This is a genomic window from Pseudomonas sp. MF6751, from assembly GCF_016613265.1.
In the GTDB taxonomy this organism is placed as follows: Bacteria; Pseudomonadota; Gammaproteobacteria; order Pseudomonadales; family Pseudomonadaceae; genus Aquipseudomonas; species Aquipseudomonas fluorescens_BV.
In genome coordinates this window covers 65,394-76,330 of record NZ_JAENSV010000026.1, presented here as the reverse complement: position 1 = coordinate 76,330, position 10,937 = coordinate 65,394, and the positions used below count along the sequence as shown (strand labels likewise).

Annotated in this window: 8 protein-coding genes and 1 pseudogene; 3 read left to right on the top strand and 6 right to left on the bottom strand. The window is 60.0% G+C overall.

Features of this window, described 5'->3' with window-relative positions; genetic code table 11:
* The first annotated feature begins 760 nt into the window (after positions 1-760).
* Positions 761-1,885 (top strand): dimethylsulfone monooxygenase SfnG, encoded by a 1,125-nt coding sequence (gene sfnG / locus JJD66_RS19580; protein WP_198715253.1) that lies wholly within the window; start codon positions 761-763, stop codon positions 1,883-1,885.
* 47 nt (positions 1,886-1,932) lie between these two features.
* Here the strand turns inward: sfnG and JJD66_RS19575 are convergent.
* A pseudogene (locus JJD66_RS19575) lies at positions 1,933-2,376 on the bottom strand (GNAT family N-acetyltransferase); the annotation flags it as partial.
* A 94-nt stretch (positions 2,377-2,470) separates the two neighbouring features.
* On the opposite strand from JJD66_RS19575, the gene JJD66_RS19570 reads away from it, so the two are divergent.
* Positions 2,471-4,057, top strand: coding sequence for a RimK family protein (locus JJD66_RS19570; RefSeq protein WP_234452276.1), 1,587 nt, complete (start codon positions 2,471-2,473; stop codon positions 4,055-4,057).
* 13 nt (positions 4,058-4,070) lie between these two features.
* Here the strand turns inward: JJD66_RS19570 and map are convergent, their stop codons facing one another.
* Both map and JJD66_RS19560 read right to left on the bottom strand, forming a co-directional pair.
* A complete protein-coding gene (gene map / locus JJD66_RS19565) occupies positions 4,071-4,826 on the bottom strand; it encodes a type I methionyl aminopeptidase (protein WP_198715251.1) in 756 nt (251 codons plus the stop codon).
* A complete protein-coding gene (locus JJD66_RS19560) occupies positions 4,826-5,026 on the bottom strand; it encodes a ParD-like family protein (RefSeq protein WP_003190946.1) in 201 nt (66 codons plus the stop codon). Before JJD66_RS19560 ends, map begins: the two co-directional genes overlap by 1 nt.
* Positions 5,027-5,395: 369 nt before the next feature.
* Between JJD66_RS19560 and JJD66_RS19555 the strand changes: the two genes are divergently transcribed.
* Positions 5,396-5,665, top strand: a complete 270-nt coding sequence (locus tag JJD66_RS19555) for a DUF1652 domain-containing protein (protein ID WP_034127656.1) — start codon at positions 5,396-5,398, stop codon at positions 5,663-5,665.
* Positions 5,666-5,735: 70 nt separating this feature from the next.
* Here the strand turns inward: JJD66_RS19555 and JJD66_RS19550 are convergent, their stop codons facing one another.
* From JJD66_RS19550 to xylB, 3 genes are all read right to left on the bottom strand, one after another.
* The gene (locus JJD66_RS19550; protein WP_200648812.1) at positions 5,736-8,336 is read right to left on the bottom strand and encodes an autotransporter family protein; all 2,601 of its coding nucleotides are present in this window, start codon (positions 8,334-8,336) and stop codon (positions 5,736-5,738) included.
* Positions 8,337-8,479: 143 nt separating this feature from the next.
* Positions 8,480-9,418, bottom strand: a complete 939-nt coding sequence (locus tag JJD66_RS19545) for a carbohydrate kinase family protein (protein ID WP_200648811.1) — start codon at positions 9,416-9,418, stop codon at positions 8,480-8,482.
* Between the two features lie 12 nt (positions 9,419-9,430).
* Positions 9,431-10,912, bottom strand: a complete 1,482-nt coding sequence (xylB, locus tag JJD66_RS19540) for a xylulokinase (protein ID WP_200648810.1) — start codon at positions 10,910-10,912, stop codon at positions 9,431-9,433.
* Positions 10,913-10,937 lie beyond the last annotated feature (25 nt).

Sequence of the window (10,937 nt, the reverse complement as noted above, 5' to 3'; positions counted from 1 at the left end):
ACGCCTGCTAACCTGACACCCCACGCTCCAACTGTGGGAGCTGGCTTGCCTGCGAAGGCGGCCTCACAGCCGACGCCTGCTAACCTGACACCCCACGCTCCAACTGTGGGAGCTGGCTTGCCTGCGAAGGCGGCCTCACAGCCGACGCCTGCTAACCTGACACCCCACGCTCCAACTGTGGGAGCTGGCTTGCCTGCGATGACGGCCTCACAGTCAACGCAGTTGGATTGTGTACATATCCATTCCTGCGGTAACGGCCACTTAGGGTTCCGCCCTGACGGCGGGTCACTTTGGAAAAGCCCCAAAGTAACCAAAGGGCTCTTGCCCCACCACTCGGCACCTCGCCTAGGCTCGGTGTGCCCGTAATCCGCCAGTGATTTGGGGGGGCGCCGCCACGCGCCATCCATGGCGCGGGGCGGCTAAACCGGCATCCCTGCCGGTTTACCCCCCAAATCCCTGTCGAATTCCGGCCAGCGTGGTTTGATGGGGCGCCTAAGATCAAGATCAAGATCAAAAGCAGAGCAAGAGCAAGAGCAAGATCAAGAGCGACTCGCTTCGCATCGTGGATACGTTTGACGGCGCTGGTCGCAACTGTTGCTCCAGCAACAGCAGATCCACAAACTGCTGCGATCCCAGACACTGGCAAGCCATCGCTTCAATCCCCCTTTTTTTTCGCAACCCCCAGGCTACGGGCATTTGCCTGCCCCTGGCACGCTTGCTGCGTAAGCACTGGTACATCCCTTGTGCGAGGTACCGTCCGATGAGTCAGCAAGCCGTGAAATTTGCCTATTGGGTGCCCAACGTCAGCGGTGGGTTGGTCGTCAGCAAGATTGAACAACGCACCCACTGGGGTATTGATTACAACCGCAAACTGGCGCAACTGGCGGAGGCGGCGGGCTTTGAATATGGCTTGACGCAAATTCGCTTCACCGCAGGCTACGGCGCCGAGAACCAGCATGAGTCTGTGGCGTTCAGCCATGCGTTGCTGGCGGCGACCACCACCCTCAAGGTCATCGCGGCGATCCTGCCCGGGCCGTGGCAACCGGCGTTGGCGGCCAAGCAATTGGCGACCATCGACCAACTGACCAATGGCCGTATTGCGGTGAATATCGTCAGTGGCTGGTTCAAGGGCGAGTTCCAGGCCATTGGCGAGCATTGGTTGGAGCATGATGAGCGCTATCGGCGTTCCGAAGAGTTTATCCGTGCTCTCAAAGGCATCTGGACCCAGGACGATTTCACCTTCAAGGGCGATTTCTATCGGTTCAACCAATACACCCTCAAGCCCAAACCCCTGGGCCAGCCGGAGATCTTCCAGGGTGGCAGTTCGCGGGCGGCTCGGGACATGGCGGCGCGGGTGTCGGATTGGTATTTCACCAATGGCAACACGCCTGAAGGGGTCAAGGCCCAGGTCGATGATATCCGTGCCAAGGCCGCTGCCAACCACCATTCGGTGAAGGTGGGCGTGAACGCCTTCGTGATCGCCCGCGACACGGAGGAGGAGGCACGTGCGGTGCTGGCGCAGATCATCGACCAAGCCGACCCGGAGGCGGTCAACGCCTTTGGTGACGCGGCCAGGCAAGCGGGCAAGGCGTCACCGGAGGGCGAGGGGAACTGGGCCAAGTCCAGCTTTGAGGACCTGGTGCAATACAACGATGGTTTCAAGACCAACCTGATCGGCACGCCGCAGCAGATCGCCGAGCGCATCGTGGCACTCAAGGCCGTGGGTGTGGACTTGGTGCTGGCAGGCTTCCTGCACTTCCAGGAAGAAGTGGAGTATTTCGGCAAACGTGTATTGCCGCTGGTGCGTGAGTTGGAAGCCAAGGCTGATGTCGGCGTGGGCTTGCGCGTAAATAATCTCAACGAGAAAGTGGGTAGCCTGGTTTAACGCTGTGCCTGGGCATTCTTCGCGAGCAAGCTCGCTCCCGCAGGGGGCAGGGTTTTTTCCAGGCGCAGGGCGTCACTGTGGTCTTGGTAGTAATCGTCGACTACGGCAAAGCGTCGATAGCCGTTGCGCTCATACAGGGCGAGGGCGCCGGGGTTGTCGGTGCGCACTTCCAGGCGCAGGTACGCGCAACCTTTCTCCAGCGCGCGGGTTTCGATATGCGCCAGCAACTGTTTGCCCAGGCCAAGGCCGCGGGCGTGTTCGGCAATGGCCAGGGAATACAAGCGCGCAAACCGGGTGCCGCGCCGAAACAGCACCAGCGCGTAGCCAAGCAGTTGGCCGTGCTGTTGCGCCACCCACAATTGGCCGTTGGCCCGGCTGATCATCCAGCGCACACTGCGCGGTGACAGCCGGTCGCTGCTGAAACATTGCTGCTCCAACGCCACCAAGTCGGACATATCGTCAAGGGTTGCAACGCGAAAGAAAAGAGCCATAAGACCGCCGTAAAAGTTGCGTAATGAAACGGGACTTCTCTAAATGATCGTGCTTAATAGAAAAGGTCGAGTTCTCTAAAGTGGATCAATTATTATGTCGGCGGTACAAAGTCATTGGCGTCAAGTATCCGAGCAAACCGTTGCGGCGACAATAACATCCAACGGTTATTTTTCTGCTGCGGCCCAACGTTCGAGCCACGTTGTCATTATTGTCGAACGCAAGGAAGATTGGGCCTCTTACTTTCCCTGTGAACACGTCGTCACCGCCCAGGAGTACTTGGAGCACACGCGGGATAGCGACAAGGGCAAGCGTGTCCAGGTGATCAACCTGTGCCGCAGCTACAAGTACCTGGGGCACGGGTACTATTGCTCCTTGCTGGCCGAGGCACGCGGGCACAAGGTGATTCCCTCGGTACGCACCATCAGCGAGCTGACCAAAAAAGCCCTGTATGGGTTGGCCCTGGATGACTTGGATAAAACCCTGGAAAAAGCCCTGAACCATCAACTCTATCGCAGTACCGAAGGCTTTACTCTGACACTTTATTTCGGTCGAACGGATATAGAACTCTTGCAGGAATTGGCTCGGCAGTTGTTTGAAACCTTTCCCAGTCCGATCTTGTTAGTTGAGTTTCGTCACCATAACGGCTGGCATATCGGCGGGGTCAAGTGTGGTGTATTGCACAAGTTGCGCGACGATCAGGAAGATCAATTCGCCCACGCCCTCGATAACTTCAGCCGCAAGATCTGGCGTCAGCCACGCTTGCGCCGTCTGGCCCGTTATGACTTGGCGATCCTGCACGATCCTCACGAACAATTACCGCCCTCCAATCCTCGCGCACTGGAAAATTTCGTGCGGGTCGGCAAGGGCCTGGGCATTGATGTGGACTTGATCGAACGCAAGGATTATGCCCGTCTGGCCGAATATGACGCCTTGTTGATCCGCGAAACCACCAGCCTCGACAACCATACCTATCGCTTTGCCAAGAAAGCCGAAAGCGAAGGATTGGTGGTGATGGACGACCCGGCATCGATCCTGCGCTGTACCAACAAGGTATACCTCACCGATCTGCTCAACAGCCATCAATTGGGCATGCCGGCCACCGAGATTCTCTACAAGGAACGACCGCACGACTTTGAACGCATCGGCGAACGCCTGGGCTTCCCGCTGGTGTTGAAGATCCCCGACGGCTGTTTCTCCCGTGGGGTGATCAAGGTGGAAAGCCAGGCGGCGTTGCTCAAGGCCACGGCTGAGTTGTTCGAGCACTCGGTGCTGTTGTTGGCCCAGGAATTCCTCTACACCGACTACGACTGGCGCATCGGCGTGCTCAATCGCAAGCCGATTTTTGCCTGCCAGTACTTCATGTCCAAGGGCCATTGGCAGATCTACAACCACAAGGCCATCGGTCAGGCTATCAATGGCGAATGCCGCACTCTGGCAGTCCATGAGGCTCCCAAGGCGGTGGTGGAGCTGGCGGTGAAAACCGCCAACCTGATCGGCGATGGGCTTTATGGCGTGGACCTCAAACAGTCGGGCGACAGGGTTGTGGTGATCGAGGTCAACGACAACCCCAACCTGGATGCTGGGATCGAAGATGCCTACTTGCAGGACGACCTGTATAGCCTGGTGCTGGAGGAGTTCGTGCGGCGCCTGGAGCTCAAGCGCCGGGGTCAGGTGTGGTAGAGCGTGCTGCCACTCAAGCAGTGGCTTGCAAGGTCAACACCTCAAACCCGTCCGCCGTCACCGCCACGGTATGTTCCCATTGCGCCGAGAGGCTGTTGTCCTTGGTGACCACCGTCCAGCCGTCTTTCAGGCTGCGGGTTTTGGCGCTGCCCTGGTTAAGCATCGGTTCGATGGTAAACACCATGCCTTCGCGCAGTTCCAGGCCGGTGCCAGGCCGGCCGAAGTGCAGAATTTGCGGTTCTTCGTGCATTTGTCGGCCGATGCCGTGGCCGCAGTATTCGCGCACCACGCTGTAGCCGTTGGCTTGCGCATGGCTCTGGATAGCATGGCCGATATCGCCCAGACGCGCCCCGGGCTTGACCTGGCGTATACCGGCCCACATCGCCTCGAAGGTCATGTCCACCAGGCGCCTGGCCTTGGGCGTCACGTTGCCGATCATGTACATCTTGCTGGAGTCGGCAATGAAGCCGCCTTTTTCCAGGGTGATGTCGATGTTGATGATGTCGCCATCCTTGAGCAATTGCTTGGCGCTGGGCATGCCGTGGCACACCACTTCGTTGATCGAGGTGTTGATGCAGAAGGGGTAGTCGTACTGCCCAAGGCTGGCAGGGCGGGCCTTGAGGTCATTGCGGATGAAGGCTTCGACGGCGCTGTCCAGCTCCAGGGTAGAGCGGCCGGCGGCGACGAAGCCGTCGAGCATGTCGAAGACTTGCGCCAACAGGCGCCCGGCTTCACGCATTACGGCCAATTGTGCGGGAGTCTTGATCATCAGCTGCGCCCTCGGATCAGGTCGGGTTTGTCCAGCAACAGCTTGTTGATCAGCTCGTTGTAGGGCAGGTGCGGGTTGAGTTCGGCGAGCAGGCCGATCTTGATCCAGAACTCGGCCTGGGCGTTGATGGAGCGGTCCATGGCGGCGCTGGCCAGGCGCAGTTGTTCGTGCAGCTGATCGGTGATCTTGACGATGCCCATAAGGTTCACTGTGTTTAATTGATATACGAATCGTATATGTTTCGTATGTTTGTCGCAAACCGCCTTCGGCGGATCGGTGATGGGTTGATTGGTTGCGATATGTTGCCGAAAAAAGGATTTCCACATAAACGCCGGTCCCCACGCTGCGGGTTAAACGTTTAATCGATGTCGTTCGACGATGATGGCAAACAGGTTGTTTTCTTTAATATGAGCAAGCGGTTTGCTTATGAGGAAAGGTTACAACCACCACAGTTTTTGCCGAGTAGGCTTACTGATTGAAAGCGTCTTCCAGGGTTGGCAAGACGTGGCAGGCAAGTGCCTGTCGGATACATATAACTGTTGGCAGTCTCAAAAAAGGAGAGGTTAGCCATGCTTTCAGAACTAGAGCTTCGCAGCATCATCGAAGGAAGTTTCCTGCCTAAACGGTGCGAATGCACCAAAGCCGAAGATGCCTCGTTGACGATCAAGGTCTACGACGACCGCGACCGGGACCGGGTGGATTTGGAAGTCAAAGGTATACACCCTGACAAGCTCGACAGCAGTCGAGCGATTTGCAACCTGATTACCGGGTTGCGTGAGGACCTCAAGCAAAGCCACGCACCGGTACTGCAACGAGCCGGCGCGCGCGGTTATCACTAGCGGATGCTTGAGTGTAAGTTGACCCCATGGGCCTGGTAGTTGCCAGGCCCAATGTTGACATCCTTCCTGTTTACCAGCGCACTCTTACGCCGAGATTGCCACTGACACCCTCAAAGTTGTTGTCGTCCAGTTGGGTGCCATAGTTACCCTCCATATAAACGCTGAACGCGGATGACAATTGAGCTACAACACCGACACCAATATCAGCCGTGGAGGACTTGTGATCGCTCTTGATCCGGTCCACCTCGTCGAACGTCACCGTGTCGCTACCGCCGAAGGTGTGCCAGACATTCGCCCGTAGGTACGGCTCCACGGGTGTGTTGCTGACCAGATAGCGGCCCTTGAGGCGTGCGCCGATGCGGCCGGTCCAATACTCCTGGGAGTCGAAAGAGACCTTGGAAATGCCATCGTGTTGACTGTCCAGATCGATCTTCTGGCCGATGACCTGGGCCTGAGGTTCCATCTCCCAATGCTCGGACAGCCTGAACGGGTAGCCGGCCTCGGCGGATAACGCCAGGGCGTGGCCCTTGGTATCCATCTTCACCCCTCGGTCGGACTTGTTGTCGCCATCCAGGCGGGTACCCATGGCCACCAGGTCGACGTACCAGCCGGTCGGATCGGTGAGTGTCCAGTAAGCGCCGAAGTTGTCGCCGTCGAGTTTGACCTGCCCGGAGCGATGGTTCTGCCAGCCCATTGCAAAGCCCTTCACGTCGCCGCGCAGGCGGCTCTGGCCGATAAAGAGGCCAAGGCGTTGCGTCTGCCCGCCGCTGGTTTCGGCGGCGTAAAGGTCATGGCCAACCTGATAGCCCTTGACCGTGCCGTCAAAACTCGGCGCCACGGTGCCCGACCAGCTTTTGTTGAAATCACTGCCATAGGCGCGGCCCCAACCTGCCGGCACGGCACCGGTCTCGGTCAACAGGCTTTGCTCGCCCTGGCGTTCATGGAAGGTGCCCAGAGCCTGCAACGTCATCAGTTGCGCAGCGGGGATGTCTACGGAGTAGACCGGAACTTCCAGACGATACAGTGGAATTGGCGCGGCACCCGCCACGGCGGTGGGAAGCACAGGGTTACTCGCCGCCGATTGCGGCGACGTGGCCGCGGCGACTTGGCTGGGCGGTGGCGGGGCAGGCTCGATCGGTGGTTGCGGTTGCGCAGTGGGTGGTTCCACAGAAGGTTCATCCGAATCCACTACAGGTGGAGTGGCGGGTATCGGCGGCACCGGCACCACCACGGTCGGTGTCGGCGGTACGGGTGGGACCGCCGGCGGTTGCACGGCCACCACCGAGGAACGAAGGAACCAGCTGTTTTCTGTATTGGCGGTGGTGCCGCCCTTGAACAGCAGGTATTCATAAGCTCCGGCGGAGACCGAGCCCTTCAAGGCGAACGCATCGTTGGTGCTGACGGCGCCGTTGAGCGCCTGGACCACCTCGATGCCATTGTTCTGAGTTAACCCGCCGACGCCGCCGAGGTTGCTGACGCTCAGTTGAGTGTGACCGCTGATACGACCGTCGGATACCACCAGCTTGTCGGTGGCAGAGTTTTCGTCGCCCAGTACGGTCTGCAGGTGCAACTGGCCGTTGTTGCCCACGTAGTTGCCATGCACCGTCAATACGCTGGTCGCGCTGTTGTCGGTGGTCATGTCGACAGTGCCGGCGTTGTTGAGCGTCGCCAGTTGTCCGGCGGTGTAGGGGCGGATGCTGCCTTGGGTCACGGCCAGGGTACTGCTGCCGTCGATGTTGAACGTGCCGGTATTGCTGCCACTGTCACCGAGGAAAAAATCCCCGGCCAGGTCCAGGCGTGAGTCGTTGGTGAGGTTGACGGTCTCCCAGCCGATATAGCGGGCCGCGGTGCTGGATGTCGTTGTGTCGAAGGTCAATTGATCGTTGCCCAGGCCACCATCGACGGAGGGTGTGGTGGCCAGCAGGCTTTCATTCAATCCGCGCAGCAGGGCGGTGTCGTCACCATCGCCCATCAACACCGAGGACTTGATCTGCCCACCGTCAAGCCACCGGAAAGTGTCGTTGCCGACGCTGGCACGGATCTCACCACTGATCACGCCGCCACTCACGGTAATGCTGTCGTCACCACCGCTGGTGCTGATATTGCCGCCGATGCTGCCAGCGGAAATGATGATGGTGTCAGTATCAAAACCGGTGACCAGGTTGCCCAGGATGGCGCCTCCGGACATGTCATAAAGGTTCTTGTCCAGCTTCATATTCACTCGGCCAATGGTGCCACCGCTCTGGTAGGCCACATCGCCATCCTCAAAGGCATCGACGATGGTGCCTCCCTCCATCCTGAAGGTGTCGAGCCCATCGCCCTGGAACAGCGCCTGTATTTGCCCTCCGAGCATGACGAAGTCATCGATGCCAGCCCCTTGTTGCACCGCGCCGGTGATCTGCCCGGACTCTATGCGCACCGTATCCACGCCAGGGCCAAAGGTGACATTACCGTTGATGGTGCCAGTGCCGCCTGCAGGGAGGGTCAGGCGGTTATCCCCGGAAAGGTCGGTAAGGCCGGGACTGCTGCCGCTGTCGCACGTATAGGTATCGTTACCGGTTCCGGGGGTGAGAACGCAGGCGGCGTGAGAGGGTTGAGGGATCATGTACTGCAGTGAGATGAGGCCGACAGCTAAAACGGCCCGGGTCGAGAAACCACTGGGCTTTTGCATGGGTGTGTCCTGGGTTTGTTGTAATAACTGCTCCTGTTTTTGGGTTTAGCACAGTTTTCCAGTAGCGCAATTTTTTATGCATGGCGCGCAGGCCACGGAATACGTGGCCTGCGTGATGGCACTTTGAGTTTTGGCCGCTCAGCTCAAGCCAGTTGTTGACGATAGGGCAGGTCTGGGCCGGTCTTGCCGCAGGTCAGTGCGGCGGCCCGAATCGCGAAGCCCAGCATGGCGTCGATCTGCTCGCGACTGAGCCTTTGCAGCCCGTCAACCGAATCCAACTGCTGTTCCGTGAGCCACGCAATCAGCGCCGCCTGGAAGGTATCACCAGCGCCCACCGTATCGGCCATCACCACCTTGACCGCAGGTTGCGACCAGGTGCCATGCTGGCGGCTGAACACCGACGCACCGTCGCCACCACGGGTGAGGAACACCAGTTGGCAGCGGTGTTGCAGCCAACCTTGCAGGACGCTTTCCGGTGTCTGGTCGGGGTAGAGCAGGTGCAGGTCTTCGTCGCTGACCTTGATCAGGTCGGCGTGTTGCACCAGCTCTGCGACGCGCGCGCGCCACAGATGGATATCGGGCTGCGGGTTAAGGCGTACGTTGGGGTCCAGGCTGATCAGGCGCTTGCCGCTTTCACGCTTGACCAGGTTGAGCAGGGTGTCACCGATGGGTTGTACCACCAGCGAAAACGAGCCCACATGCAGCCCGCGAACCTCATCGCCCAAAGGTGGCAAGTGGGTCAGTTGCAATTGCCGGTCGGCGCAGCCTTCACCGCGAAAGCTGTACTGCGGCGAGCCATTGGCGCCCACGGCTACCATCGCGAGGGTGGTCGGCGCGTCGAACTCAACCAGAAAGCGTTCGCTGATACCTTCGTCTTTCAGCACCTGTTGCAAGCGTCGCCCGAGGTAATCGGTGGACAGGCCGGCGAAGAACCCCGACTCGATCCCCAGGCGGCGCAAACCCACCGCGACGTTGAACGGCGAGCCACCGGCAATCGCCTTGTAATTGAGCTTGGCGGCCTGCCCGCTGGCATCCTCCTCGCTGAAGAAATCAAACAGCGCTTCACCACACACCAGATACATAGTTGCTCGCTCTTAAAGGGTTGCCACGTGCCGTTGATAACGCTGATACGCCTGTTGATAGGCACTGAGATTGGCGGCCACGGGTAAGGTGCGGCTGGACGGGTCAATGCTCACGCATTTGTCGCACAGGCTGGCCAGCGGTTCGCCGCTCTGGCACCACGCCGCCTGGATCGCCGCGCCCAGGGCGGCGGCCTCGCTCTGTTCGGTACACACCACTTCGGTGTGCATGATATCGGCGACCATCTGCCGCCACAGCGGGCTTTTCGAGCCGCCACCGATCAGGCGGATGCTCTGGCTTTGCAGGCCGGTCTGGCGCAGCAGGTCCAGGCCGTAACGCAGGCCGAAGGTGGTGCCTTCGACCACCGCGCGGCACAGGTTGGCGCGGGTCAGGTTGGTCATGGTCAGGCCCTGCAGGCTGCCGGTGGCGTGGGGCAGGGCGGGTACGCGTTCGCCGTTGAGAAACGGCAGCATGCTCACCCCATCGGCGCCGATGGGTGCCTGTTCGACCAGGGCGTTGAAGGTGTCGAGGTCCAGTTCGAACAGCTCGCGAATCACCCCGGTGGCGTTAGTCAAGTTCATGGTGCAGATCAGCGGCAGCCAACCGCCGCTGGAGGAGCAGAAGGTCGCCACCGAGGCTTGGGGGCTGACGTTTGGCTGGTCGGCAAAGGCATACACGGTGCCCGACGAGCCCAGGCTCATGGTGATCACGCCGGGGGCGATATTGCCGGTGCCAATGGCGCCCATCATATTGTCGCCGCCACCACTGGACACTACCGCGTCAGGGTTGATCCCAAGGCGCTCGGCAATGGCCGGCAGGATCGTGCCCACCGCTTGGTCCGCTTCGATCAGTGTCGGCAAAGCGGCTTGCAGGCGGCCACTGGGGTCGATGTGCTGGAGCAACGCCACATCCCATTCGCGGCAGCGCACGTTGAAGTAACCGGTACCCGACGCATCGCCATACTCGGCGCAGGCGCGGCCGGTGAGCCAGTAGTTGAGGTAGTCGTGGGGCAGTAGGATATGGGCAATGCGCGCGAAGACGTCCGGGTGCTGTTCACGGGTCCAGAGCAGCTTGGACACCGTGTAGCCTGGTGCGATGACCACGCCCAGGCGCTCCAGAGAGCCGCGTTCGCCGCCCAGATGGTGCAGCAGCCGGTCGTTCTCCGGCGTGGTTTCGGTGTCGCACCACAGCTTGGCCGGGCGCAGCACTTGGCCTTGATCATCCAGCAACACCAGGCCGTGTTGCTGGCCGGATACGCCGATGCCGAGGATGTCCTGGCCATCCACGCCGGCCTGTTGCAGGGCGCGATGGGTGGCTGCGGTGAAGGCGTCCAGCCACTCCTGGGTATGTTGTTCACGACGGCCATTGGCGCCGCTGATCAAGGTGTGCGCCGCGGCGCCCAGGCCCAGCACCTTGCCGCTGGACGCATCGAGGACGATGGCCTTGGTGCCCTGGGTGCCGCAGTCGATGCCGAGGTAGAGGTTTTGCTGGGTCATGATGGAGTGCTCAGCAGTCTTATTG